The organism is Nocardiopsis sp. TRM 82005, assembly GCF_056312425.1.
The window spans coordinates 120,498-145,546 of sequence record NZ_JBWDTQ010000006.1; the positions used below are offsets into that span (position 1 = coordinate 120,498).

Here is a 25,049-nt window from a genome sequence, read left to right on the forward strand (position 1 = left end):
CTCGGGTATGTCCGGTTGCGGGATGGTTCATGCGTGGTTGTGGGGCGGCCGAAACCAACCAGTTACCGCCGAGTCCCTCACCTACGCCCTATTCCCTGAGGTAACGCGCGAACAGGTTTCCCTCGGCCTCCAGTAGGTGGGCCATCCGCACGGGCGTGCTCTGCACGGAGGTGTGGTCCGGCGCCCCCGGGGCGCCGGGGCCCCCCGCGACGATGCGCGGCGCGCCCGACCCCAGCAGGTGCGGACTCAGGGTGAGGCACAGATCGTCCAGCAGTCCCGCAGCCACGAATTCCGCCAGCAGGTGTGGGCCGCCCTCGGTCAGCACCCGGTACAGCCCACGCTCGGCCAGGCCGTTCACCACGTGCGCGGGCGTCACCGAAGCCCCGTCGACCACCACGACGTCGGCGTGCTCGGCCACCTCACGGCGGCGTTGTTCGGGGGAGTCGGTCGTGGTGAACACCACGGTACGAGCGTCCTCGGGCGCCTCGGTCAGCAGCTGCTCGGGTAGTCCGAGCGAGCGGGAGACCACCGCCACGGCCGGAGTCCGCGGACGTCCGGTGCGTAGGCCCTCCCACGTCCTGCGGGCGCGGACCGGACCGTACCCCTCCAGACGCACCGTGGCCGCGCCCACCAGCACCACGTCGCACAGGCCGCGCAGTACGCCCATCACCTTGCGGTCGGGCGAGGAGGACAGGTCCTTGCTGCGCCCGGAGGGACCGATGGCGCCACCGTCCGCGCTGGCCACCATGTTGGCGCGTACCCAGGGCTGGTTCAGGAACTCGGGGTAGGCGTAGGCCGTGGCCAGGTCCACGTCCGTGCCGCCCGGCGAGGGCAGCAGTTCACGGAAGGCGATGGGAGCGGCGGAGGTGTCCGCGCCGCCGGTGTGTGTGCTCGACATGGTCACACAGCGTAGGCGGTGGGGGGCCGTTCCGAGTAGGGACGCGAGCCTCGTTCCGGTCCTTCTCCCCCGGTGTCTCGGTTCCGCTCCGTCGCACCCGGCCCCGGGCCGGGGCGCCCGGCCGTCCCCGCCGCGGGGACGGCCGGGCGCGAGCCCCGGTTGGCCTCCTCAGGGGCGGAGGGCCCGCGCGTGCTTGTGCGGCACCCGGCGCAGCAGCAGTAGCGCCCGGTCGATCACCTTCACCGGATCGGACGCGGCCACGAACGGTCGGCCGTCCACGTCGGGTTCGGCCGTGTCCAGGACCGTCTCCCACGCCATCCCGTACTCGGTGCCCGGCACGGTGAACTCCACCGCGTCGGCACCGCTGTTGAGCAGCAGCAGGAACGAACTGTCCCGGATACGGCGGCCGCGCAGGTCGGGTTCGGTGATGGCGTCCCCGTTGAGGAACACGCCCAGGGCCTGGTTGGTGGAGTCCCAGTCGCCCCCGGACATCACCTCGCCGTCCGGTCGCAGCCACATGATGTCGGGCAGGCCCTTCTTCCCGGACTTGGCACCCCCCACCGGGCTGCCCCGGAAGAACCGGCGCCGCCGGAACACGGGATGGTCACGGCGCAGCCGGGCCAGTTCGCGCACGTAGTCCAGCAGATCGTTGTCGGGGTCCTCGTCCTCGACGAGCCCAGCGCCCCTCCAGTCGATCCAGGCGATCTCGTTGTCCTGGCAGTAGGCGTTGTTGTTGCCCCCCTGGGTGCGTCCCACCTCGTCACCGTGGGACAGCATCACCACCCCCTGCGACAGGTACAGGGTGGTGAGGAAGTTGCGCACCTGGCGGCGGCGCAGCGTGATGATCTCCGGGTTCTCGGTCGGGCCCTCCGCGCCGTGGTTCCAGGACCGGTTGTCGTCGGTACCGTCTCGGTTGTCCTCGCCGTTGGCCTCGTTGTGCTTGTGGTTGTAGGACACCAGGTCGGCCATGGTGAAGCCGTCGTGGCAGGTGATGAAGTTGATGGAGGCCACCGGCCGGCGTCCGTCGTCCTGGTACAGGTCGCTGGACCCGGCCAGGCGCGAGGCCAGCTCACCCATCACGGGCTGGCCCCTCCAGTAGTCGCGCACGGTGTCGCGGTACTTGCCGTTCCACTCGGTCCACAGCGGTGGGAAGTTGCCCACCTGGTAGCCGCCCGGGCCCACGTCCCAGGGCTCGGCGATCAGCTTGACCTGTGAGATCACCGGGTCCTGTTGGACGATGTCGAAGAACGTGCTCAGCCGGTCCACGTCGTGGAACTCCCGGGCCAGCGCCGAGGCCAGGTCGAACCGGAACCCGTCCACGTGCATCTCCAGGACCCAGTACCGCAGTGAGTCCATGATCAGCTGCAACGAGTGCGGGTGGCGCACGTTCAGGCTGTTGCCGCAACCGGTGTAGTCGAGGTAGTAGCGCTGGTCCTCGTCGCTGACCCGGTAGTAGCTGAGGTTGTCTATGCCGCGCAGTGACAGCGTGGGCCCCATGTGGTCGCCCTCGGCGGTGTGGTTGTACACCACGTCGAGCAGTACCTCGATGCCCGCCTCGTGCAGCGACTTCACCATCGCCTTGAACTCCTGGACCTGCTGTCCGCGTGAGCCGCGTGCCGCGTACCCGCTGTGCGGGGCGAGGAAGGCCAGGGTGTTGTATCCCCAGTAGTTGGTCAGCCCTCTGGCCACCATGGCGTGCTCGGGCACGAAGTGGTGCACGGGCATGAGCTCGACCGCCGTCACCCCCAACGAGGTGAGGTAGTCGATCACCGCCGGGTGCGCGAGCCCCGAGTAGGTTCCCCGCTGGTGCTCGGGGATACTCGGGTGGCGCATGGTCAGGCCGCGTACGTGCGTCTCGTAGATCACCGTGCGGTGGTAGGGGGTGCGGGGCCTGGACTCGTTGCCCCAGTCGAAGAACGGGCTGACCACCACGCACTTGGGCACGTAGGGCGCGCTGTCCTTGGTGTTCTTGCGCTCCGGAGCGGCGAAGTGGTAGCTGAACAGGGATTCGTGCCAGGCGAGGTTGCCGTTCAGGGCCTTGGCGTACGGATCGGTGAGTAGTTTGTTCGGATTGCATCGCAGGCCGTGCTCGGGCGCGTAGGGGCCGTGGACCCGGTACCCGTACTGCTGTCCCGGTCCGATACCGGGAAGGTAGCCGTGCCAGACGAATCCGTCGTATTCGGTCAGCGGTATGCGTGTCTCCTTGCCGTCGTCGTCGAACAGACAAAGGTCCACCCGTTCGGCGGCTTCGGAGAACAGGGAGAAATTGGTGCCGGACCCGTCGTAGGTCGCACCGAGCGGATAGGAACTACCTGGCCAGACTTCCACCATAGGCGTCGTCAGTCTCTTGGAGTCAGGGCCTTCGTAAGGTTAGGTCAGGGCCGCGTACCCTTCCCGTCCGGGAGGGTTCCCACGGTCCGGCTCTCCGTCCGAAAGCGTGCGGTCGTGTTTGTGACGACTTCTTTCTTCCGCTCCAACCGCCGAAGTATGCCGATCCGGTCGATGATCATTCACCGGCTGTCCCTATTTGGGATTTGTTGCTGGAATTATCAGGGTTCAGGGCGGTAACCGTGATTAGTGAAGTTCTGGAATTCTGTCCGCGTGCTCCCGGCGCGGTCCGGATCCACGTGTGGGACGGGGATTCGGACCGCGCACACCGCCGTACGGGGCGGCCAGCCGGGGGAGGGGGCCGCGCTCGGCCCCCCGAAGTCTTCGGGCCCCGGTACGCCTGTGGAGGCCGCGGCGGGACGGTCGCGGTGCACGCCGGCCCGCGCGCCGCCCGGTCTCGTCCCGGAACCGGTCACCGGCGCGGGCGCGCCCGGTCCAGGATCAGACCGGTGTCCACACCCCGCGGCAGTGTCCCGAACACGTGCCCCCACTCGCCTCCCAGGCGCGAGGCGGTGAACGCCTCGGCGACCGGGGTGGGCGCGTGCCGCAGCAGCACTGACGCCTGGAGGGTCAGGGCCATCAACTCCACCACCGAGCGCGCCCGGTACTGGGCCTCGTCCATGTCGCCCAGGGACTGCTCCAGCCGCTTGACCGCCGTGTCGTAGTGGTCGTCCACACCCCTGGCGGTGCCCAGTTCGGTGAGGAAGGCCTCCAGCGCCTCGGGGCTGCGGCCCATGGCCCGCAGCACGTCCAGCGCCGCCACGTTGCCTGAGCCCTCCCAGACGGAGTTGAGCGGGGAGTCCCGGAACAGCCGCGGCATTCCCGACTCCTCCACGTACCCGTTGCCGCCCAGGCACTCCAACGCCTCGGCCGCGTGCGCGGGCTGGCGCTTGGTCACCCAGAACTTGCCCACGGCCACGCCCAGGCGGCGGAAGGCCGCCTCACCCCCGTCGCCGCGTACCGCGCGGTCCACGGCACCGGCCAGGCGGGTCATCAGCGCGGTCGCCGCCTCCGACTCCAGGGCCAGGTCGGCGAGCACGTTGCGCATCAGCGGCTGGTCGATCAGCGCCGCGCCGAACGCCCTGCGGTGTTCGGCGTGGTGCAGGGCGTGCACCACCGCGGCCCGCATGCCCGCCGCCGAACCGATCACGCAGTCCAGCCGGGTGGAGTTGACCATCTCGATGATCGTGGGCACACCCCGGCCGGGCTCGCCGACCAGGTGGGCGACGGCGCCGTCGTACTCCAGCTCCGCCGACGCGTTGGACCTGTTGCCCAGCTTGTCCTTGAGCCGCTGGATGTACAGCGCGTTGCGGCCGCCGTCCTCCAGCACCCGGGGCACCAGGAAGCAGGTCAGCCCCTCCGGCGTCTGGGCCAGGGTGAGGAAGAGGTCGCTCATCGGCGCTGAGGTGAACCACTTGTGCCCGGTGAGCAGGTGGTGCCCCTCCGCCGTGGGAACCGCGCGCGTCGTGTTGGCGCGCACGTCCGAGCCGCCCTGCTTCTCGGTCATCGACATGCCCGCGATGAGCCCGCGCTTGGTGTGCGGCGCACGCAGTCCGAAGTCGTAGGTGCGCGCGGTGAGCAGCGGCTCGTACCGCCGCGCCAGCTCCGGGGAGTGGCGCAGCGCCGGGACGGCCGCGTAGGTCATCGAGACGGGGCATCCGTGACCGGCCTCGGGCTGGGACCACAGGAAGAACTTGGCGGCGCGGGCCACGTGCGCGCCCGCGCGCCCATCCGCCCACGGCGCGGCGTGCATGCCGTGCTCCACCGCCTGGTCCATGAGCACGTGGTAGGCGGGCTGGTAGTCGACCTCGTCCACCCGGTGGCCGTAGCGGTCGTGGGTGCGCAGGACGGGTGTGTAGGTGTTGGCGGACTCGCCCCAGGTGCGTACCCGCTCCGAGCCCGCCGCGTCGCCGACCTCGCGCACCTCCGCCTCGGCCCACCCGGCGCCCTCGCGCCGCAGCCCGTCCAGGAGCGCGGGATCGTCCGCGGCGCCGTAGTCGCCGAGCGGCGTCGACTGGTTGAACACCTCGTGTGTGGGGGGCATGGCGGCTACCTTTCCGTTGCTGGTCGCGGGCGGCCGGAGTGCGGGAATCCTACCCCGGGCGGGGAGCTGAACCGAACCCGGTTCGGTCATACCGGCCCGACGCCGGCGCCGGACGTACCCGGTCCGCGAAGGAGCGGGGGCGGGACCGCCCGGCCAAGGCGCGTGCACCCGTCCCGGGCGGAGGAGCACCGCCGCGGGGCAGGGGCCCCGGCGGCACGAGGACGGTACCGACCGGCGGTTCAAGGCCAGAGCAGACCGCGCTCCCAGGGAGCGTCCGCGCTCGCGCGGGTATAGCGCAGCCGCGTGTGGCGCCGGTCGGGGTCGGCCTGCCAGAACTCCACCTCCGTGGGGCGGACCAGGTACAGACCCCAGTCCCCTGGCACCAGTTCCGGGTCGCGTTCCAGTCTCCGCCGGCTCTCGTCGGCCGTCCGGTCGATGTCGGCCGGGTCAGCCAGGGGCTCGCTCTGCCTCCCGTGCAGGCCGGCCACCCGGGACTCCAGCGGCCGTGCCAGGTAGTCGGCGGCGCACTGCTCCGGACCGGCCAGTTCCGCCTGGCCGCGCACCCGCACCTGGCGCCCCTGCCCGCCCCAGTAGAAGACCAGCGCGGTGTTGGGGTTCGCGGCCAGTTCCCGCCCCTTGCGCGAGGTGGTCGTGGTGGCGAACCACCAGCCCTCGGGGGTGAAGTCCTTCATGATCAGCACCCGTGCCGACGGTGCCCCGTCCCCGTCCACGGTGGTGACCGTCATCGCGTGCGGCTCGGGCACCCGGTCGCGGAACGCGGCGGTGAACCACTCCAGGAACAGATCCGCCGGGTCCTCGGGCGCCGTCCCCGGGTCGAACCCCGGCATCTCCCCGGAGAACACCGGCAGGCCCCGCAACAGGTCGCGGATACCGCCCCGTACCGACCTTCGCTCCTCTGACAACGGCCACCTCCACGGCTTGCGGACCAGTGGCGTCCGTCCGGAGCACCACACCCCGATTCTTCTGGGCCGCGGCGTCCCGGGCAAGGCGTCTCCCGGGGCTGTGGAAAAGTCGTGAAGGAGTGGGGCGGAGGCGCGGACCGCCGTCTTCCGCGGGTCCTCAGCCGGTTCTTGCGGCGTGCCTCGCGGCCACGGCGGAGTCGTAGCGGTCCAGCACCACCCGGGCCAGCTCGGGCACGTCGCCCAACGCTTCCGAGACCGACCACGCACCCGCCTCCAGCGACTGGGCACGTACCCGGTCGGCGAAGAAACCCGGCGCCAACAGGTAGGTCGCCACGGCCACCCGCGACGCGCCCCGCTCCCGCAGGGCGGCCACCGCCTCCCCGGGGCCGGGCGCCGCAGCGGACGCGTACGCCGCCACGACCTCCCGCCAGGGGCCTCGGCCGGCCAGCTCCGCCGCCATCGCGGCCACGGTCGCGTTCGCCCCCGGGTCGCTGGAACCGGCCGACGCCAGCACCAGGGCCGTGTCCGGCCCGGGCCGCGCCCCGGCCTCCGACAGACGCCGCTCCACCGCGTCCGGAAGCAGCGGGTGCGGGCCCAGGGTGCGGGCGTAGTGCACGCGTAGCCAAGGACTGCGCTCGCGTGCGCTCGCCAGTACCTTCGGCAGGTCCACCTTGCTGTGGTAGGCCGACGTCAGCAGCGTCGGCAGCACCACGGCCTCACCCGTCCCGCGGGCGGCCAGCTCCTCCAGCGCCTCCTCCGCGCCGGGCGCCACGTGGTCCAGATAGGACACGCGCACGTCCAGCCCCGGCCGCAGTGACCGCACCCGCTCGAACACCGCGGACACGGCCGCCGACGACCTCGGATCCGCGCTTCCGTGCGCCACCGCAAGCAGGGGTACGTCCCCCTCTGACGGTCCGCCGTGCGGCGCCCCGGTCCTGTCCGCTGTCATTGGTCACCTCGCCTCGTCCCCTCGCACACGCACCCGCGTAGTACCGCGGGCGGGCCCGCCGGCCCGCCCGCGGAGCGCACCTACATGTGGATGCCGCACTCGGTCTTGCCCGTCCCGGCCCACCGGCCGCTGCGCGGGTCCTCGCCCGGTGCCACCCGCCGCGTGCACGGCTCGCAACCGATCGAGGGGTAGCCGTCGTACTGGAGCGGGTTCACGATCACCCCGTTCTCGGTCATGTAGGCGTCCACCTCCTCCTGGGTCCACCGGGCGATCGGGTTCACCTTGGTCATCCGCCGCCGCTTGTCCCACTGCACGACGGGGGTGTCCCGTCGGGTCGCCGAGTCGTCCCGGCGCAGACCGGTCAACCACGCGGCGTAGGGCTCCAGCGCCCTCTGGAGGGGCTCCACCTTGCGCAGGTGGCAGCAGATACCGGGGTCGCGCCCGTGCAGGCGCGGGCCCAGGGCCAGGTCCTGCTCGGCCACCGTGCGGACGGGTTCGACGTTGATCAGGTTGATGTCGTACACCGAGGCCACGGCGTCGCGGGTGCCGATGGTCTCGGGGAAGTGGTAGCCGGTGTCCAGGAAGATGACGTCGATGCCCGGCACCGCCCTGGAGACCAGGTCGACCATGAGGGCGTCGGCCATGGAGGAGGTCATGCACAGCTGGTCACCGAAGGTCTCGGACGCCCAGGAGATGATCTCCCGGGTGGAGGCCTCCGCCAACTCGCGCGCGGCCCGCTCCGCGAGCTCGGGACCGCCCACGGGGGTGATGGTGGAGTTCATGAGTTCCCTTCCGTCGGTCTGGAGGGGGCGCTTCCCGCGGAGAACGACGCGGAGCGCAACCCGACGTACTTGACCCGGAACACCCGGACACAGGACAGGCAGGCCCAGGGGTAGCCCTCGCCCTTGACGGTGGCGCCCTCCTCGGGCACCAGGTCCTCGTCGCCGCAGTAGGGGCAGTAGTGGGGCGCGGCCCTCTCGGACATGGCGCACCTCCTCTTGTTCGGGTTCTCAGGTCGTTTCCGGCCGTGGGCCCGGGGCGGCGCCGCGCACGGGGCCGTCCCCGGGCCCACGGCTACACTGCTTCAGGCCGGCGTGCTCTGGTCCCGGCTACTTCAGGTCGGCGTCCTCGGCCCGGCCGGCCCAGGACGCGAACGTCTCACCGTCCTTCTTCTGCTCCTGGAAACGGCGCAGCACCCGCTCGACGTAGTCGGGCAGCTCGTCGGCGGTGGCCTTCAGGCCGCGGATCTTCTTGCCGAAGGACTGGGTCAGTCCCATGCCGCCGCCCAGGTGGATCTGGTAGCCCTCCACCTGTTCACCCTCGGCGTTCAGCATCAGCTGGCCCTTGAGCCCGATGTCGGCGACCTGGATGCGCGCGCACGAGTTCGGGCAGCCGTTGACGTTGATGGTCAGCGACTCGTCGAAGTCCGGCAGCCGCTTCTCCAGCTCGTCGATCAGGGAGGCCGCGCGGTCCTTGGTCTCCACGATCGCCAGCTTGCAGAACTCGATGCCGGTGCAGGCCATCGTCTGGCGGCGGAACACGCTGGGATTGACCTGCAACCCCTCCGACTCCAGGTCGGAGGTGATCGAGGAGACCCGCCCCTCCTCCACGTCCAGAACGACCAGCTTCTGGTCGGCGGTGGTACGGATGCGGTCCGAGCCGTGCTCCTCGGCGATGTCGGCGATACGCAGCAGCTTGGTGCCCGAGACCCGGCCGACCTTCGGCGCGAAGCCCACGTAGAAGTTTCCGTCGTTCTGCCGGTGCACGCCCACGTGGTCGCGCTCCACGCCGGGGTCCAGCTCCGGGCCGGGGCCGTCGGGGAGGGCGTAGCCCAGGTACTTTTCCTCCAGCACCTCGCGGAACTTCTCCGCACCCCAGTCCTTGATGAGGAACTTGATCCGGGCACGGGTGCGCAGGCGCCGGTAGCCGTAGTCACGGAAGACCGCGCAGACCCCCGCCCACACCTCGCTCACCTGGTCCGGGCGCACGAACGCGCCCAGGCGCTGGGCGAACATCGGGTTGGTGGACAGGCCGCCGCCGACGAACAGGTCATAACCCGCCTCGCCCGCCTCGTCGCGCACGCCCACGAACGCGACGTCGTTGATCTCGTGGTTGACGCAGTGCGAGGTGCATCCGGAAATGGACGTCTTGAACTTGCGCGGCAGGTTGGAGTACAGAGGGCTGCCGATGTGGTCCTCGTAGACCTGGCTGATCGCGGGGGAGGCGTCGATGACCTCGTCCTCGGCGACCCCGGCCAGCGGACAGCCCAGGATGACGCGCGGGGTGTCGCCGCAGGCCTCGGTGGATGACAAGCCCACCGACTCCAGCTTCTCCCAGATCGCCGGGACGTCCTCCACCTGGATCCAGTGGAACTGGACGTTCTGGCGATCGGTGATGTCGGCGGTGTCGCGTCCGTGGTCGCGGGAGATCTCCCCGATCGCGCGCAGCTGGGCCACCGACAGCTGACCGCCGTCGATGCGCACGCGCAACATGAAGTAGCGGTCGTCGAGCTCCTCGGGCTCCAGGACGGCCGTCTTGCCGCCGTCGATGCCCGGGGCCCGCTGGGTGTACAGGCCGAACCAGCGGAAACGTCCGCGAAGGTCGGCGGGGTCGATCGAGTCGAACCCGCGCTTGGAGTAGATGTTGATGATCCGGTCGCGGACGTTGAGCCCGTCGTCGTTCTTCTTGTTCTCCTCGTTCTTGTTCAGCGGCTCGTGGTAGCCGAGGGCCCACTGGCCCTCGCCACGGCGGCGGCGCGGCTTGGTCGCGGCCGCTGTCTTGCCGGGCTGCTCGGAAGAGGGAGGCATCGCGGGTGACTCCGTTGGGTGTCGCGGAGTGCTCACGACCCCGGCGCCCGCACCGCAACACCCGTACCGCGCACATCATCGTGCTGGAGAACGGGTGGAATCCGCGTGTGGGAACGAAGAAGAGGAAGAGCGCCGGTGCCGCGCGCACCCCTGGGGTGCGTCAAAAGGCGGCGAGATTAACCGACGCTGCAACAGATGGCGCTGCGGACCCGAAGGAAGTCCACGTGGCGGCGCACGCAGAGCATGGGGTCCAGAGCAGCGATCATGCAATGAGAATGTCACGGGGGCCGCGGCTTTGTCCAGGCGCCCTCGCGCGGCCTCGACGTGAGTCACGTCACCCGGCGGGGCGCCAGGGTGCGGCGCGGTCGGCGCGGACCACTAACGTTTCCTCCGTGGTGGGTTTCTGGGAGGGACTGTGGTTCACGCTCAACGCGTGGCTGGGGCGGCACCGCCGTGTGCACAGCGGGATGCTTCTCGTCCTGCGCACCATCCGCGCGTTCTCCCGCGACAGGGTCGTCGGACTGGCCGCCGAGTCGGCGTTCTTCACGCTGATCTCCCTGCCCGCGCTCATGCTCTGCCTCCTGGGCGCGCTTGGTCCGATGACCGCCGTACTCGGCGAGGGCTTCGTCGAGGAGACCCGGCTGTGGATACTGGACCTGGCCGCGCGGGTACTGACCCCGGACACGGTGGAGAGCGTGGTCGAACCACTCGTCGACGACTTCCTGGGCAGCGCCCAGGGCGGGCTGCTGTCGTTGACCTTCCTGTTGTCGCTGTGGTCGGGGTCGCGGGCGATGAACGTCTTCATCCGCTCGATCACGATCTCCTACGGCCTGGACGAGCTGCGCGGCTGGGTGCGCCAGCGCGTCCTGGCCTTCGTGGCCTACCTGGGCGGACTGCTGTTCTCCCTCCTGCTGCTGCCGGTCCTGGTGGCCGGGCCGGACCTGCTCAACAGCCTCCTGCCGAGCACCGTGGGGCGGCTCAACCTGTTCTACTGGCCGACCGTCGCGCTACTGGTCACCGCCGCGGTCACCCTGCTGTACGCGCTGAGCGTGCCGGTGCGCACCCCGCTGTGGCGCCACCTGCCAGGAGCGCTGCTGGCCACCCTGGTGCTGATCGCCGGCTCCGTCGCGCTGCGCACCTACCTGGACACCTCCCTGGGCCAGGTGAGTATCTACGGTTCGCTGTCGGCGCCGATCGCCATCCTGGCCTGGTTGTACGTGATGGCGATCGCCGTGCTGGTGGGGTCGTCCTTCAACTCCGAGATCGACGCCATGTGGCCGACCCCGCGTACCGCCGCGGCCCGCGCGGAGATCGCCAACCGGAGCTTCGATCGGGCCAACCGCCTCGCCCAGCGCCGGGCACAGGCGGTCATCGACACGGTCACGGAGGACGACGGTCGCTGACCGGCCCCGGTCGGTCGCGGCCCCGTGTGCCCGGGTTTTCCGGATGGCCCCGGCCTGTCGGTAGTGTCGCCGTGCCGTCCGGCGGGCGGGTCGCGATCCCGCCGCCCCCGAGTTCGGACGGTCCGCAGTGAGAGGTCGCCCCCATGGCTGTTCCCCCGCCGGGCGAGGACACCCCGGACCCCGCACCCGGAGCCGCAGAGACGGTCGTGGTCAGTGCGAAGCCCCGTGTCTACGCCATGTACGGCCTGTCCCTGGCCATGGTGGCGTTCTTGTTGGGCGACTACGCGAGGTACGGCGGGACCTTTTCCTTGGGAGCCCTGGTCTGTCTCGTGTGCCTCTTAGCCCTCTACCCCCTTCTGCCCCTGCGCCTTCCGGCTCGGATGGCCACTGAGCGGCGGCTGCCCCACCGGTCGTCGCGAATGGAGAACCTCTCCCTGTTCTCGATGTGGGCCGCCAACGGGGCGGTGGCTCTCATAGGATTCACCGCCCTCCTGTCCTTCCCTTTCTCTGGCCCGTGGCCGTGCTCCAGGGGGCCGTCCTCGTTCCCCTCCTCCTCGGCGTGGAGGCCTACGTGCGTGACTGGTGGTGGAAGCGGTGAGGGCATCGGTGAGCCGGGACCGGCCTGTGGCTGGTGACCTTGCTACGGGCGAGGTCGGGGAGTTCTGTGGCCGGATCCGGCCATTTTCGGTGTGAACCTAATGTCTTCCACAGGTGTCCGTTCCACCGTCGGGCAGGCACGAGTGGTGTGGTCTGAATCCCATGTCCGGGTGATTCTCCAGGTCAGGAGAGGGAAGCCGGAACGGCGGCCACGGGCGTGGTGAGCGGTGTCCGCTACGTTGGCGCATGGCCGGAATAGGCGTAGCGGGCGACGATCAGTATCATCTCGTGCAGCACTGACTACGCGTGTGCCAGCGCCGTCGCTCGGTAACCCCCAGGCCGCGCCTCACTGTCGTCGCTGACAGAGGTCCCCGTACACGAACAGGTCCACGTTCCCCATGCCTTCGGAGGCACCATGAGCCGGGCGTCCCGACCCGGGCAGTCCCGGCCCACCGCCGTCATCGTCATCGCGCCCGACGAACGCAGAGCCGAGATCCTCATCGAGGGACACCGTCAGGTCGTCACCGGCCAGGCTCCCCGGGAGACGCGGCGCGCGGCGCTGGACGTCGCCACCGGCTACGCCGCCAGGATCGGACAGCCGGTCCTCGTCGACGCCCGTGACGCCAACGGCTACTGGCACCTGGTCGCCACACCCGACGGGGTGGTACAGGCCGCCGACCAAGCCGTGCCCGAGCACGCTCCGGCACCGGCGCCTCCGGCCGGCCTCCGCGAGGAGGGCCCCTCCAGGAGGAAACGGGCACTGGTCATCGTGGGGGCGGCCGTGTTCGCCCTGGTGCTGATCGCCGGCGCGGGCACCGTCGTCTGGCGCTCCCTGCCCGGCTCCGAAGCCGAACCCGGGCCCGAGGCCACCGCGGACGTGACCACCCTGAACCATCCGCCGCCTCCGCATTTCGCGGAAACCGTCGACTTCAGCCAGGAACTCGCCCCGGGCAGCCAGCCGGGCGTCAGCCGCGAGGGCGACCTGCTCGCCTACATCGACCCCCAGGAGCGCCTCAACCTGTTCGACGCCGACGGTGAGCGCCAGTGGGCGGTGGACCTGCCCGTGGAGTCCGGTGAGTTCCTCGGTGCCCCCCGCTTCGTGGAGTACGGGGACGAGACCGCCATCGTCATGGAGACCGCGGGCACCCTGTGGTTCTGGCCCACCGAGGGAGGCGCCCCCAGCAGTGTGGAACTGCCCGAGGACACCTCCGCCCAGTACGTGGGGGAATCCGTTCTCGTCCGCAACGACGAGGAGGCCTTCGTTCCGGTCGGGGAGGAACTCCGGTCGGCAGAGGTTCCCGACGGATCCGCGCCCATGCTGGCCGATGGTGAGGACGTCCTCACCGCCGTCCTCAACGGCCCGTGGACCTGGGTCAGCCCCGACGGCGACCCCGTGGAGGTCAACGCCCAGCGCCCCGAGACCGGGGGCGGTATGGAGTCGGTGGTCACCGCTCTGCGCGAGTACGTCATCGTCCGCTGGGAGCCCCTCCGGGGGGAGGGCGCGGTCCTGGCCTTCCACGACAGCCGGGACGGCAGCGTCGTCGGCAGCGTCGAGGTCGACCCCGCCGACCTGGAGGACGTGCGCCATCGCTCCGGCCCCATCGGTACCAGCCTGGTCTCCTACGGACCCGCGGTGCTGGACCTGGAGAACGGCCGGTCCGCCGTGGTTCCCGGCTTCGAGCCCGACATCACGGTCGGCTCCCTCGTCTTCGGCCAGCTCGACGGCGCCCTGGTGGCCGTCGACGCCGAGGGAGAGGTCGAGGAGGCCGAGGACGGCTCCGTCCAACCCAACGGCCTGCTCGGTGAGCGGGCCATCGTGGTCCATGAGGACCACCTTTATGCCATCCCCTCTGAATAGATCAGTCCACAAGAGAAGAAAGGAGTGGGATGTCCCCCAAGAAGCGGGTTTTCACCGTGACCGCGGCCGGCCTGTTCATGGCCGGGTTCTCCGCGGGTCCGGCGTTCGCTGACACCTTGGACCAGGCCGCACCCGAGGCCGCCCCCCAGGTGACCGAGGACACGGTCGACGTCCTTCCCGTCGAAGAGGTCGAGAGCGCTGTCGAGACCATTGCTGACGTGACTTTCGACGCCTCCTCGGATGATGACTCGAACCCTGGTAACGGTGGTGACCCCGGTGACGGTGGTGACCCCGGCGATGGTGGTGACCCCGGCGATGGTGGTGACCCCGGCGATGGTGGTGACCCCGGCGATGGTGGTGACCCCGGTGACGGTGGTGACCCCGGTGACGGTGGTGACCCCGGTGACGGTGGTGACCCCGGTGACGGTGGTGACCCCGGCGATGGTGGTGACCCCGGTGACGGTGGTGACCCCGGTGACGGTGGTGACCCCGGCGACGACGGCGGTAACCCTCCCGGTGACGGTGACGGCGGCGACGACGGCGGTAACCCTCCCGGTGACGGTGACGGTGACGGTGACGGCGGCGGTGACGGCGGCGACGACGGCGGTAACCCTCCCGGTGACGGTGACGGTGACGGCGGCGGTGACGGCGGCGGTAACCCCCCGAACAACGGCGGTAACCCCCCGGACAACGGCACCGGCCCGGACACCGACGGCGGTGACCAGAGCCAGGCGCCCGGCGCCACCATCCTCGATGGTGCCGCTCCCGAGGCTCCGCTCAGCACCGGTGATGACGACACCCTCGCCACCACCGGCGTCGACATGCAGGGCTTCGTGCTCGGCGGTGCCGTCGTGACGGGTATCGGTGCTCTGGCCCTGTGGGTCAGCGCCCGCCGTCCGGCTCCGATCGCCTAGCGGTACCCCGCGGCACACGGTCTTCCGGACCACAGGGTCCTTTGGGCCGTGTACGCACAGGGCCCCGGTCGTCCCCGACGCCGGGGCCCTTCCTTTCCCTTTTCCGGGACTTCCCCGGACGGAATCACTCGCGCGGGCGCAGCGCGAACGACAACAGGAAGGCGCCCACACCGGCCCCCGCGATCACCCACAGTGCGGTTCCCAGGCTGGAGGAGTCGGCCAGAAAGCCCACCAGCGGCGGGAACGCCAGGAAACCCGCGCGTCCCAGCCAGCCGACGATGGTGATCCCGTCCCCTGTACGCACCCCCGGCACGCTTCCCGCCGCTGCCAACGTCAGCGGGAACAGCGTGGACACGCCCAGCCCCATCACCCCGAAGCCGATCACCGTGGTCACCGGGTGCGGCAGCAGCAGGGCGAACGCGATCCCACCGCCCGCCAGGAGTCCGCAGGCGCGCCCCACCGCGGCCGCGCCGAAGCGGTCGGTCACCCGGTCGCCGACCAGGCGGCCCAGCGTCATCATCGCCTGGCAGGCGACGAACGGCATCGCCGCCAGGAACAGCGGGGCCTCCAGTTCCGAGGTCATGTACACCGCCCCCCAGGAGGCAGCCGAGTCCTCGATACCCCCGGCGAACATCAACAGCACACCGAGCACCAGCAGGAGCAGCACCGCACGCCCGGGGACGCGCAGCCGTCGCCCGTTCTCAACGTCGGTCCCATCCTCGCGCTCGCTGTTGTCCGGTCCCGGCAACAGCATCCGGCTCACCAGCAGGTTCACGCACACCAACAGCACGGTTACGCCGCCGAAGTGCCACAGGATCGGCACTCCCGTACCGGCCATGGCCGCGCCCAGCAGACCACCGGAGACCGCGGCCAGGCTCCACACCGCGTGGAAGGTGTTGATGATGGTGCGTTTGTAGCGTCGCTGGACGCGTAGGCCGTGCGAGTTCTGCGCCGAGTCGGTCCAGGCGTCCGCGCTGCCCAGTACGAAGAGTGCCGCCGCCAGCATCCACCAGCTCTGCGCCAGCGCGATGAATGGAAGCGCTCCCAGAGAGATCAGGCTGGTGCCCACCGCCGTTCGGCCGCTGCCGAACCAGTGGATCATCGGGCCTGCCAGCATCCCGGTCAGGATCGCCCCGGTGGGCATCGCCGCGATCGCCAGCCCCAGATCCGCGTTGCTCAGTCCCAGTTGGGCCTTGATCACCGGGAGCCACGGCACGGCGTTGGTGTACGTGAAGCCGTTGACGAAGAAGAGGGTGGAGACCGCGCCCCTGGCCCGGCGGGTCTCCGGAGGCGGGGACGCGGATCTGGTCTGGGTGTTCACAGCGGCTCCCACAGTGGTTTCGGTGCGCGCAGATGCTATCCAGTCCGATCATCGGACGGCAGACCTTTTTCGCGACCCGCCGCGGTGGGCTTGCCTTAGGACTCGGTCCCGATTTACATAGAGGCCCCGATCCGTAACCAAACGACCCCCGCCCGCCCCGACCCCCGGCCCCGCCCAGCGACCCGCTCCCGCACAAGGGCATCCAGCCTGCTGTCCGCCGACTCCCTCGCGCCGGGCACCGTGTCCGCACGGCCCGGACGGAACCGGAAGATCCCATGATCAACACGAGCGCGCTGCGAGAGAAGCCCACACTCACCGGGAAAAGCGTACGCCTGGTGCCCCTGGTCCCGGAGCACACCGACGCCTACTTCACCGCCAGCCTCGACGAGGAGGTCCGCAGGCTCACCGGCACCCACCGACACCTCACCTACGCGGAGGCCAGGGAGTGGTGTGAGACCCGCGCGGGCCGCGCCGACCGTCTGGACCTGGCCATCATCGCGCCCAAGGACGCGCGCTACCTGGGTGAGCTGTCCATATACGCCGTCGCGCCCGAGAACGAGAGCGCCGGATACCGCATCGCCCTGTCCGCGATCGAGTTCACCGGTCAGGGCCTGGGCTGGGAAGCCACCCAGCTCGTGCTGGAGTACGCCTTCGAGCACATCGGCCTGCACCGCGTCTGGCTGTACGTCTACGCCTTCAACATGAGGGCCATCGCCGTCTACCGCTCCTGCGGGTTCTCCGTGGAAGGCCGGCTGCGCGACTCCCTTCTGTGGGAGGGACGCCGTCACGACGCTCTGCTGATGGCCGTGCTCAGGAACGGCTTCCGTCGCACCTGACGGCCGGGTTTTGTTCGGGCCCGGGGTTGCAACCACCGTGTCGGGGGGTATCTCGGTACCACTTTCCAGCGGCTCACTCCACACAGCCGAGAGGAGCGGTACCGGGGCCCGGGTCCCGGACCGGTGAGGACATGAACCCAGTACCCGTTTCACTGCCCTTCGCCGACCGGACGGAGGCGGGACGCCGCCTCGCGGAGCGGGTGCGCCCCTTCGCGGTCAACGATCCACTCGTGCTGGCCCTGCCCCGAGGCGGAGTACCGGTCGGTGCGGAGCTCGCCCAACGGCTCGACGCCGACTTCGACGTACTCATGGTCCGCAAGATCGGCCTGCCCGGACGACCCGAGCTGGGGGTCGGGGCCATGGCCGAGGACGGGCGAGTCCTCTACGACGACCTCGCCCTGGCCCGGATGCACGTGCCCCGCCAGGCCCTGTCCGGCACCGTCGCCACCGAGCGCGACGAGCTCGACCGCCGACGCCGCGTCTACCGCGGTGAGCGTCCGGCACCGAGGATCGCCGGGCGCGACTGCGTGGTCGTGGACGACGGCGTCGCCACCGGCGGCACCGCACGCGCCGCGCTGCGGATGGTCCGCCAGGCCGGACCCGCCCAACTGGTCCTGGCCGTGCCAGTCGCCTCACCGGAGGCGGTCGAACTGCTGCGTGAGGAGGCCGACGCCCTGGTGGTGCTCAGCGCGCCGGACAACTTCCGTGCGGTGGGGCAGTGGTACCGCGACTTCGGTCAGCTCTCCGACGGCCGCGTCACCGAGATCCTGGCCGAGCGCGCGCGTCCGCGGCCGCGGCCCGGCGAGGCCCGGGGCGTGCGGGTGCGCGCAGGGCAGGTCTACCTCGACGGAGACCTCACCATGCCCACCGACCTACGCGGCGCGGTGGTCATGGCCTCGGAGGAGGGGCGCGGCGACCAGCAGTGGCGGTCGGTCGCCGCGGTCCTACGGCGGGCCGGATACGCCACCCTGCTCCTGGACCCGTTGACCGACCAGGAGCGTTCCTCCAGCGCCGGCGGCGTCGGAGCCGACGTGCTCGGTGAACGGTTGGGCGCCGCGGTCACCTGGCTGCGCCGGGCCGCCGACGTGGCCAACGAGCCCTTGGGCGTGCTGGCCTCGGGCCAGGCCGCGGCGGCCGCGTTGTTCACCGCTGCCGAACAGCCCCGGGACGTGGCCGCGGTGGTGGTGCACGGAGGCCGGATCGACCTGGCCGAGGACAGCTTGCCGGGCGTGCGGGCACCGGTCCTGGTGCTGCTGGAGGGCGACGACTCCTTCGTGCGCGAACTCGGCGAGTGGGCACGCGGCAGGATGGGCGGACCCACCGACCTGCGAGTCACGGCGGGCACCGAACAGCTGCTCGGGGACCCTCGCGAGTGGCGCCGGGTGGCCTCGGAGGCACTGGACTGGTTCGACCTGCACCTGGGCGGGGGCGTCCGGTGAGCCGGGCACGGGGCCGTTCCCGTTCGCGGGCGGTACGGGCCGGGACCAGCGAGGTGGGGGGCATGAGAAAACCCGCGGCGCCCTCGACGATCGTCGTCGGGGCGCCGCGGGTTTACTCGGGGGCCGGGGCCACCGGGGGAGATCCGTTGTGCGCAGAAACCTCGGTTAGGCGGCGTTGGCGCGGCGCATACGACGACGGCGCTCAGAAGCGCGCTCGTCCTCGTTCAGGCCGCCCCAGGTGCCGTACTTCTCCGGACGCGAGATCGCATAGTCCAGGCAGTCGTTTCGGACCGGGCAGGCCGAACAGATCTCCTTGGCCTTGCGCTCGCGAATCTCCCGCTCCGGCTGGCGTTCGCCGTCCGGGCCGAAGAAGAGCACAAGGTCCTCGCCCCGGCACGCGGCGGCATCCTGCCACCCCCAGCTCGGGCGGGGGCGCAGCGCGGCCTGCCGACGTACCTGAGACATGCTTGAACCACCTCTACTGAAATCACTAGTAAGCTGTCGGAAAGAGCTTCAATCACCAAAAGTTGGTCACACGGCGTGAGCCACCCCGCACGACGCAAACGCCGAGGGGTGCCAGCGATGTTCCCCGGTGTGGCTGAGACCACGAGAAGCAAGCCTTGTGGCACTGATCCGCCGATGACGGAGTGCTCTCACGCGAACGGCTGCGGAGGCGGTGACGGCCTCCGTCCGAGCCGGTACGTAATCATGCCATCCCTAGTCCCGCTCATGCACGGGGGGTAGGGAAATTACTCGCACAACCGTTACCGAAATCTGATGACTGCTGACCGATCCTCGGTCGTTTGTCCGAGTTTGTCGCACTTCGCAGGATTGACGTCTTGCGAAGGACACAGCACATCGTATGGTGCGATGTCCCTCCTGCCTAGGGGCTCCTTCTGATGTACCGATCACATTGTGGTCTGTGCAGAGTCCCAAGTTCGGGCATGACCGTATGTCCTCACCCTCCGTCGTTGCTGCCGGGAAGGCCCCAGACCCCTCCTCCCGCCCCGCCGGAGCGCTCCGCGCCCCCTCTTCGCGACACGCCGCCCCGGGGGCGGAACGGTTCCCCGCACCCCTTCTCACATGCGGTGGGGCCCACCCCTAGGGGAAGGGCCAGGGGGCGATCTCGGAACAGGTCGTGGTGCGTGCGCGTCCCAGACGATAGAAAGCAACCGGTGCGGCCCGCTCTCGGCCGCGCGCTCCCGACACGGGATCAATCCAAGGAGGACGAGGCACTGTGGCCCTCTTGCGGCTCATCCTGAACATCATCTGGCTCTTCGTCGCCGGATTCTGGCTGGCGGTCGGCTACGTCATCGCCGGACTCATCTGCTGCATCCTGATCGTCACGATCCCGTTCGGTGTCGCCTCCTTCCGCATGGCCAGCTACGCCATCTGGCCCTTCGGCCGGGATCTGGTCCGCAGGCCCGGATCGGGCGGCGGAAGCACCGTCCTCAACGTCATCTGGGTGATCGTCGCCGGATGGTGGCTGACCATCGGCCACATCGCCACCGCGATCGGCCTCGCGATCACTATCATCGGTATCCCCATGGCCTGGGCCTCGCTGAAGATGATCCCCGTGGCCCTCGCGCCCTTCGGTAACGAGATCGTCCGCAGCGGCCGTCCCCGGGAACCCTGGCAGTTCTGACAGCGTTGACCTCCCGGACCTGGGAGAACCAGGGGTCCCATTCGCGCATCCCCCGCAACACCGCCCCTACGTGGTCGCCGAACCCCGGGCGTCCACCGCGCAACATCTGGAGAATGGAGTCCATGTGCAAGCCCAGCGGCCGGGAGTGTGGGCGCTCCTGAACAAGTGGCTCTCCGCCCGCAGAGCCCGCGCAGAGCGCCTCGCCAGGCTGGAGGCGGAGAACGAGCACTCCAAGTCCGAGTCCCAGAGCCCGGACGAGGGCCCGGCCGAGTCGCGGCAGTCCGGCGACGACGACCTCCTGCGGTCGATCAGCGACGTGGCCTGGAGGGTCCTGCTGATCGGTGTGGTGGCGGGCCTGCTCATCTACGTGCTCGTCTACCTGTCGGTCGTCACCCTGCCCGTGATCCTGGCGGTGTTCATCACCGCCCTGCTCATGCCGGTCGCCGACTGGCTGCGCCGTAAGGGGCTGGGCCGGGGCAGTTCGACCGCCATCGCCCTGCTGGTCGCACTCATCGTGTTCGGCGGCGTGATATCGCTGATCGTCACGCCCGCCGTCCAGGGGTTCGGGCCCCTCGTGGACAGCGTCACCAGCGCGGTGGGCGAGCTCCAGAACCTGGAGGTGCCCTTCGGGCTCGACCCGGCGCTGTTCACCGAAATGATCGACGACGCCTGGGGCCAGATCCAGGGCATGATCACCGAGAACCAGGACCAGCTGCTCAGCGGCGCCTGGACGGCGACCTCCGCGGTGATCTCGGTCCTGGTCGGCATCGTCCTGATCATCGCCCTGACCGTGTACTTCGTGCACTCGGGCGACCAGCTCATGAACTGGTTCCTCACCCTGCTGCCGCCTCGCTCCCGTCCGGGCCTGCACCACGCGGGCACCGTCGCCTACGAGGTGATGGGCCGTTACGTGCGCGGAGTGGCCGCGGTCGGCTTCTTCGACGCCTTCGGAATCGGCGTCTTCCTCATCTTCCTGATCGACACCAACCTGGCCATCCCGCTGATCGTGCTGACCTTCGTCGGGGCGTTCCTGCCGATCATCGGGGCCTTCCTCACCGGGTTGCTCGCCGCCCTGGTGGCCTTCGTGACCGAGGGCTGGGTCACCGCCCTGATCGTGGTCGGCATCGTGGTCCTGGTCCAGCAGCTGGAAAGCAACGTCTTCGCGCCGCGTATCTACGGAGCGTCCCTCGACCTGCCCTCGCCCATCGTGCTCATCGCGATTTCCGTCGGCGCCGTCGTCGGCGGGGTGCCGGGTATGTTCCTGGCCACCCCGGTGGTCGCCGTTCTGGCCGCGCTGCTGCGCAACCGTCCCCCGACCGCCAGCGGTGACGAGCCGCCGGACGAACCCGGCGATGCCGCCGGTGTGGAGGCGGACACGGTCGTGGTCAGAGCCGACGGGGAGAGCGCGAAGGACGGCGGGGGTGCCTCCGCCGACCCCGCCGAGTAGACAGGGAAGGGGAGGGGTCGGTGCCGGTCGACCGGCACCGACCCCTCCCCTTACTCCGTCCGGGGAATGCGCGGCGCCCCCGTCCCGTTGGCCCCGTGGGGAGCGCGCCCTCGTCCTGTCGGGAAGGAAACGCCGCACACCACCCCCCCACCGGTGCCGTTAGTCTGGGTCGGTCGGCCCGAGATCGCCCGCCGCTGGAAGGCCATGCCCCCCGCTACGTGCCCGGCCGCGCCGAACCGTCTCACCACTCTCGTAGGAAGCTCACCATGCTGATCGCCACCGACCTCGAACTGCGCGTCGGTCCTCGACTCCTGTTGGAGCCGACCACCTTCCGCGTCGCCCCCGGGGACCGGATCGGACTGGTCGGCCGCAACGGTGCGGGCAAGACCACCATGACCAAGGTGCTGGCGGGTGAGGCCCAGCCCACCGGAGGCACGGTCACCTCCTCCGGCAGCATCGGCTACCTGCCCCAGGACCCCCGGACCGGCGACCTGGAAGTGATCGCCCGGGACCGGGTGCTGTCCGCGCGCGGCATCGACGAAGCCCTCAACGGGATGCGCGAGGCCGAGCAGAAGATGGCCAGCACGGACACCAAGACCCGCAACAAGGGCGTGCGCGCCTATTCGCGCTGGGAGGAGCGGCTGCACGTGCTGGGCGGGTACTCCGCCGAGGCCGAGGCCTCCGCCATCGCCTCCAGCCTGGGCCTGCCTGAGAAGGTGCTCTCCCAGCCGCTGCACACGCTCTCCGGCGGGCAGCGCCGCCGGATCGAGTTGGCGCGCATCCTGTTCAGCGGAGCGGACACGCTGCTGCTGGACGAGCCCACCAACCACCTGGACGCCGATTCCATCGTCTGGCTGCGTGACTTCCTCAAGTCCCACCAGGGCGGGCTCATCGTGATCAGCCACGACGTGGAGCTGGTCGAGCAGGTGGTGAACAAGGTGTTCTACCTGGACGCCAACCGCAGCGTCCTCGACATGTACAACATGGGCTGGAAGCTGTACCAGGACCAGCGTGAGGCCGACGAGCGGCGGCGCAAGCGCGAGCTCGCCAACGCCGAGAAGCAGGCCGACACCCTGCGCAAGCAGGCGGACAAGTTCCGGTCCAAGGCCACCAAGGCACGCGCCGCCCAGCAGATGCTCAACCGGGCCGACCGCCTCATGGACGGCGTGCAGGGGGTACGCAAGTCCGACAAGGTCGCCAAACTGCGCTTCCCCGACCCGGCGCCCAGCGGCCGCACGCCGCTCATGGCCGAGGGACTGTCCAAGTCCTACGGCTCCCTGGAGATCTTCACCGGGGTGGACCTGGCCATCGACCGCGGTAGCCGCGTGGTCATCCTGGGCCTCAACGGCGCGGGCAAGACCACCCTGCTGCGACTGCTGGGCGACGTCGAGAAGCCCGACACCGGCCGGGTCCTGCCCGGCCACGGGCTCAAGCTCGGCTACTACGCGCAGGAGCACGAGACCCTGGACGTGAACCGGACCGTCCTGGAGAACATGATGAGCGCGGCTCCGGACCTGCCGGAGGTGGAGGCGCGGCGCACACTCGGGTCGTTCCTGTTCACCGGTGACGACGTCACCAAGCCCGCGAGCGTGCTCTCCGGCGGGGAGAAGACCCGGCTGGCCCTCGCCACGCTGGTGGTCTCCAGCGCCAACGTGCTGCTGCTCGACGAGCCCACCAACAACCTGGACCCGGCCAGCCGCGAGGAGATCCTGGGCGCGTTGCGCAGCTACAAGGGCGCGATCGTGCTGGTCACCCACGACGAGGGCGCGGTGGAGGCGCTCCAGCCCGAGCGGGTCATCATGTTGCCCGACGGCGTGGAGGACGTGTGGAACGCCGAGTTCGAGGACCTCATCGCCCTGGCCTGAGGCGGCGGATCCGCGAACGGGTCGCTCTGGACGCCCAGAGCGCTGGGAGGTTCACTCCCTCCCTTTTCGGTCGGTGATTACTGCGTTCCGGAACCTCGTTTCGGAACGCAGTGCCCCGCGTGGCGCCCGGAAGATGTGGCGGAACGTGATCGGCATGCCTGATCATTGAGGGGTTCCCGCTGAGGGTGATCGAATGACTCGGAGGAGTGACCTGTGAACGACGTGCCGGGAAAGGGCAGACGGCTGGTGGGGCCAGACCGCTCCGAACTCGCCGCCCAACTCAAGCGCCGCTACGACGCGGGGGAGAGCATCCGCATGCTGGCAGCGGCCACCGGACGCTCCTACGGTTTCGTCCACCGGCTGCTGAGTGAGGCTGAGGTGGACCTGCGGGGCCGAGGCGGCGCCACGCGCAAGGCGTGAACCTGTCGCGCACGGGCTTTGGGCCCGTGCGCGCCTCCATCGGTTACCGCTGAGTAATATCTGGGGTGACACCGAACACGACGGAGGAACCCATGACACAGGCGTCGAACGGCCCCGCGCTGCCACCCACCGAGGAGGAGCTCTCCCGGGCCCGGCTCCGGCTGGCGGTGGAGGGCCCGGTCGCCCGCGTCACCATCAGCGACCCCGGGCGCCGCAACGCGATGACCGGACGCACCTGGAGCACGCTGGCCCACATCGGCCAGACCCTTCCCGAGGATGTCCGAATCGTGGTGATCGCCGGGGAGGGCGACATCTTCTCCGCCGGCATCGACCTCGGCATGTTCAGCCCTGAGGGCGTCGACGGCGAGCGCTCCATGGTCGCGGGACTGGCCGACGGCACCTCCACCGACGCCGAGGTCCAGGACTACATCACCGGCCTGCAGGAGGGCTTCCTCTGGCTGCGCCGCCCCGACCTGGTCACCGTCGCCGCCGTGCGCGGCCACGCCATCGGCGCGGGCTTCCAGCTGGCCCTGTCCTGTGATCTGCGGATCCTGGCCGACGACGCCCAGCTGTGCATGAAGGAGCCCGCACTCGGTCTGGTCCCCGACCTCACCGGCACCAAGCCCCTGGTCGACATCGTCGGGGTCCACCGCGCCGTCGAGATCTGCCTGACCGCCCGCCGGGTCGGTGCCCCGGAGGCGCGGGACCTGGGCCTGGCCGAGCTCGTCGTCGCCCCCGACGAACTCTCCGGCGCTGTGGACGACGTCGTCGCCGCGCTCCTCGCCACCGACCGCGAGGCCGCCACCGCCACCAAGGCCCTGCTCCAGCAGGCCGCGGGCAACACGTTGTCCCAGCAGGCCGAGGCCGAGCGCAAGGCTCAGACGGGCCGGCTCGCCGCCCTGGCCCGGGGGACGGCTGACCAGTAGCCCGTCACCGCCCGTGCGCACGGACGGATCCCGCGTGCACGGGCGGGCCCCCGCTTACGGGGGCGGGGCCTCCAGCGAGCCCGGAAACAGCGGAGGAGACCCGGATCACCGGGAAAAACCTCTGCTCCGTTCCCGCCGTGAGACGATTTCTAGTAAGCTTCTTTGAGCGGTCGTGACATGCCGCGCGCATCCGAGCGCGCCCAGGCCGCGCAAGACGCGGAGAGCGTGCCGACCCGGTCGGTGCCACTCTTGACCCGAAGAGTCGCTCGTCCCCCACACCCGTGAGGAACTCGCGAGCTTAGGAGCCCCGCACTACGCAGGGGCCCGCTTCCGCGTGTGATCAGGCGCGTTTGTGTGATTTCTTCGCTG

General features: G+C 70.2%; 20 protein-coding genes. 10 read left to right on the top strand and 10 right to left on the bottom strand.

From position 1 onward, the window contains the following. Window positions 1-88: 88 nt before the first annotated feature. The 8 genes from AC0T5L_RS05130 to AC0T5L_RS05165 all read right to left on the bottom strand — a co-directional run bounded on the left by AC0T5L_RS05130 (window position 89) and on the right by AC0T5L_RS05165 (window position 10,009). The gene (locus AC0T5L_RS05130; protein ID WP_476164192.1) at window positions 89-898 is read right to left on the bottom strand and encodes a pyrimidine reductase family protein; all 810 of its coding nucleotides are present in this window, start codon (window positions 896-898) and stop codon (window positions 89-91) included. 168 nt (window positions 899-1,066) lie between these two features. Further along, complete coding sequence (gene glgX, locus AC0T5L_RS05135; protein ID WP_476164193.1) at window positions 1,067-3,229, bottom strand: glycogen debranching protein GlgX; 2,163 nt, start codon at window positions 3,227-3,229, stop codon at window positions 1,067-1,069. A 469-nt stretch (window positions 3,230-3,698) separates the two neighbouring features. Continuing rightward, entirely contained in the window at window positions 3,699-5,330 is a 1,632-nt protein-coding gene (locus AC0T5L_RS05140) for an acyl-CoA dehydrogenase family protein (RefSeq protein WP_476164194.1), read from the bottom strand. 239 nt (window positions 5,331-5,569) lie between these two features. Further along, window positions 5,570-6,178: a pyridoxine/pyridoxamine 5'-phosphate oxidase gene (locus tag AC0T5L_RS05145; protein ID WP_476164336.1), complete on the bottom strand. Its 609-nt coding sequence runs from the start codon at window positions 6,176-6,178 to the stop codon at window positions 5,570-5,572. Between the two features lie 232 nt (window positions 6,179-6,410). Continuing rightward, on the bottom strand, window positions 6,411-7,202 hold the full coding sequence (locus AC0T5L_RS05150; RefSeq protein WP_476164195.1) for a sirohydrochlorin chelatase: 792 nt from the start codon (window positions 7,200-7,202) through the stop codon (window positions 6,411-6,413). Between the two features lie 80 nt (window positions 7,203-7,282). Beyond that, on the bottom strand, window positions 7,283-7,984 hold the full coding sequence (locus AC0T5L_RS05155) for a phosphoadenylyl-sulfate reductase (RefSeq protein WP_476164196.1): 702 nt from the start codon (window positions 7,982-7,984) through the stop codon (window positions 7,283-7,285). After that, the gene (locus AC0T5L_RS05160) at window positions 7,981-8,187 is read right to left on the bottom strand and encodes a hypothetical protein (RefSeq protein ID WP_476164197.1); all 207 of its coding nucleotides are present in this window, start codon (window positions 8,185-8,187) and stop codon (window positions 7,981-7,983) included. The genes AC0T5L_RS05155 and AC0T5L_RS05160 overlap by 4 nt, the downstream gene beginning before the upstream one ends. A gap of 124 nt (window positions 8,188-8,311) precedes the next feature. After that, the gene (locus AC0T5L_RS05165; RefSeq protein WP_476164198.1) at window positions 8,312-10,009 is read right to left on the bottom strand and encodes a nitrite/sulfite reductase; all 1,698 of its coding nucleotides are present in this window, start codon (window positions 10,007-10,009) and stop codon (window positions 8,312-8,314) included. A 392-nt stretch (window positions 10,010-10,401) separates the two neighbouring features. Here AC0T5L_RS05165 and AC0T5L_RS05170 point away from each other — a divergent pair, with 392 nt between their 5' ends. The 3 genes from AC0T5L_RS05170 to AC0T5L_RS05180 all read left to right on the top strand — a co-directional run bounded on the left by AC0T5L_RS05170 (window position 10,402) and on the right by AC0T5L_RS05180 (window position 14,781). After that, on the top strand, window positions 10,402-11,412 hold the full coding sequence (locus tag AC0T5L_RS05170) for a YihY/virulence factor BrkB family protein (protein ID WP_476164199.1): 1,011 nt from the start codon (window positions 10,402-10,404) through the stop codon (window positions 11,410-11,412). A 1,012-nt stretch (window positions 11,413-12,424) separates the two neighbouring features. After that, a complete protein-coding gene (locus tag AC0T5L_RS05175) occupies window positions 12,425-13,867 on the top strand; it encodes a hypothetical protein (RefSeq protein ID WP_476164200.1) in 1,443 nt (480 codons plus the stop codon). 29 nt (window positions 13,868-13,896) lie between these two features. After that, the gene (locus AC0T5L_RS05180) at window positions 13,897-14,781 is read left to right on the top strand and encodes a hypothetical protein (RefSeq protein ID WP_476164201.1); all 885 of its coding nucleotides are present in this window, start codon (window positions 13,897-13,899) and stop codon (window positions 14,779-14,781) included. Between the two features lie 124 nt (window positions 14,782-14,905). On the opposite strand, the gene AC0T5L_RS05185 is transcribed toward AC0T5L_RS05180, so the two are convergent. Further along, window positions 14,906-16,102 (bottom strand): MFS transporter, encoded by a 1,197-nt coding sequence (locus AC0T5L_RS05185; protein WP_476164202.1) that lies wholly within the window; start codon window positions 16,100-16,102, stop codon window positions 14,906-14,908. Between the two features lie 275 nt (window positions 16,103-16,377). Between AC0T5L_RS05185 and AC0T5L_RS05190 the strand changes: the two genes are divergently transcribed. Both AC0T5L_RS05190 and AC0T5L_RS05195 read left to right on the top strand, forming a co-directional pair. Continuing rightward, complete coding sequence (locus AC0T5L_RS05190; RefSeq protein ID WP_476164203.1) at window positions 16,378-16,938, top strand: GNAT family N-acetyltransferase; 561 nt, start codon at window positions 16,378-16,380, stop codon at window positions 16,936-16,938. A gap of 131 nt (window positions 16,939-17,069) precedes the next feature. Continuing rightward, window positions 17,070-18,377, top strand: coding sequence for a phosphoribosyltransferase family protein (locus tag AC0T5L_RS05195; protein ID WP_476164204.1), 1,308 nt, complete (start codon window positions 17,070-17,072; stop codon window positions 18,375-18,377). 165 nt (window positions 18,378-18,542) lie between these two features. On the opposite strand, the gene AC0T5L_RS05200 is transcribed toward AC0T5L_RS05195, so the two are convergent. Beyond that, window positions 18,543-18,842 (bottom strand): WhiB family transcriptional regulator, encoded by a 300-nt coding sequence (locus AC0T5L_RS05200; RefSeq protein ID WP_275040894.1) that lies wholly within the window; start codon window positions 18,840-18,842, stop codon window positions 18,543-18,545. 772 nt (window positions 18,843-19,614) lie between these two features. Here AC0T5L_RS05200 and AC0T5L_RS05205 point away from each other — a divergent pair. The 5 genes from AC0T5L_RS05205 to AC0T5L_RS05225 all read left to right on the top strand — a co-directional run bounded on the left by AC0T5L_RS05205 (window position 19,615) and on the right by AC0T5L_RS05225 (window position 24,680). Next, entirely contained in the window at window positions 19,615-20,022 is a 408-nt protein-coding gene (locus tag AC0T5L_RS05205) for a YccF domain-containing protein (RefSeq protein WP_476164205.1), read from the top strand. 124 nt (window positions 20,023-20,146) lie between these two features. Continuing rightward, entirely contained in the window at window positions 20,147-21,469 is a 1,323-nt protein-coding gene (locus AC0T5L_RS05210; RefSeq protein WP_476164206.1) for an AI-2E family transporter, read from the top strand. A gap of 266 nt (window positions 21,470-21,735) precedes the next feature. Continuing rightward, the gene (locus AC0T5L_RS05215; protein ID WP_476164207.1) at window positions 21,736-23,334 is read left to right on the top strand and encodes an ABC-F family ATP-binding cassette domain-containing protein; all 1,599 of its coding nucleotides are present in this window, start codon (window positions 21,736-21,738) and stop codon (window positions 23,332-23,334) included. A gap of 213 nt (window positions 23,335-23,547) precedes the next feature. After that, entirely contained in the window at window positions 23,548-23,754 is a 207-nt protein-coding gene (locus AC0T5L_RS05220) for a helix-turn-helix domain-containing protein (protein WP_476164208.1), read from the top strand. A gap of 92 nt (window positions 23,755-23,846) precedes the next feature. After that, on the top strand, window positions 23,847-24,680 hold the full coding sequence (locus AC0T5L_RS05225) for an enoyl-CoA hydratase/isomerase family protein (RefSeq protein ID WP_476164209.1): 834 nt from the start codon (window positions 23,847-23,849) through the stop codon (window positions 24,678-24,680). Window positions 24,681-25,049 lie beyond the last annotated feature (369 nt).

Bases quoted from the DNA above. Each gene is read 5' to 3' on its own strand.
- AC0T5L_RS05155 (WP_476164196.1), bottom strand. From the start codon at position 7,984: ATGAACTCCACCATCACCCCCGTGGGCGGTCCCGAGCTCGCGGAGCGG.
- AC0T5L_RS05140 (WP_476164194.1), bottom strand. From the start codon at position 5,330: ATGCCCCCCACACACGAGGTGTTCAACCAGTCGACGCCGCTCGGCGAC.
- AC0T5L_RS05175 (WP_476164200.1), top strand. From the start codon at position 12,425: ATGAGCCGGGCGTCCCGACCCGGGCAGTCCCGGCCCACCGCCGTCATC.
- AC0T5L_RS05150 (WP_476164195.1), bottom strand. From the start codon at position 7,202: ATGACAGCGGACAGGACCGGGGCGCCGCACGGCGGACCGTCAGAGGGG.
- AC0T5L_RS05165 (WP_476164198.1), bottom strand. From the start codon at position 10,009: ATGCCTCCCTCTTCCGAGCAGCCCGGCAAGACAGCGGCCGCGACCAAG.
- AC0T5L_RS05200 (WP_275040894.1), bottom strand. From the start codon at position 18,842: ATGTCTCAGGTACGTCGGCAGGCCGCGCTGCGCCCCCGCCCGAGCTGG.
- AC0T5L_RS05195 (WP_476164204.1), top strand. From the start codon at position 17,070: ATGAACCCAGTACCCGTTTCACTGCCCTTCGCCGACCGGACGGAGGCG.
- AC0T5L_RS05190 (WP_476164203.1), top strand. From the start codon at position 16,378: ATGATCAACACGAGCGCGCTGCGAGAGAAGCCCACACTCACCGGGAAA.
- AC0T5L_RS05225 (WP_476164209.1), top strand. From the start codon at position 23,847: ATGACACAGGCGTCGAACGGCCCCGCGCTGCCACCCACCGAGGAGGAG.
- AC0T5L_RS05180 (WP_476164201.1), top strand. From the start codon at position 13,897: ATGTCCCCCAAGAAGCGGGTTTTCACCGTGACCGCGGCCGGCCTGTTC.
- AC0T5L_RS05160 (WP_476164197.1), bottom strand. From the start codon at position 8,187: ATGTCCGAGAGGGCCGCGCCCCACTACTGCCCCTACTGCGGCGACGAG.
- glgX (WP_476164193.1), bottom strand. From the start codon at position 3,229: ATGGTGGAAGTCTGGCCAGGTAGTTCCTATCCGCTCGGTGCGACCTAC.
- AC0T5L_RS05145 (WP_476164336.1), bottom strand. From the start codon at position 6,178: ATGCCGGGGTTCGACCCGGGGACGGCGCCCGAGGACCCGGCGGATCTG.
- AC0T5L_RS05215 (WP_476164207.1), top strand. From the start codon at position 21,736: ATGCTGATCGCCACCGACCTCGAACTGCGCGTCGGTCCTCGACTCCTG.
- AC0T5L_RS05130 (WP_476164192.1), bottom strand. From the start codon at position 898: ATGTCGAGCACACACACCGGCGGCGCGGACACCTCCGCCGCTCCCATC.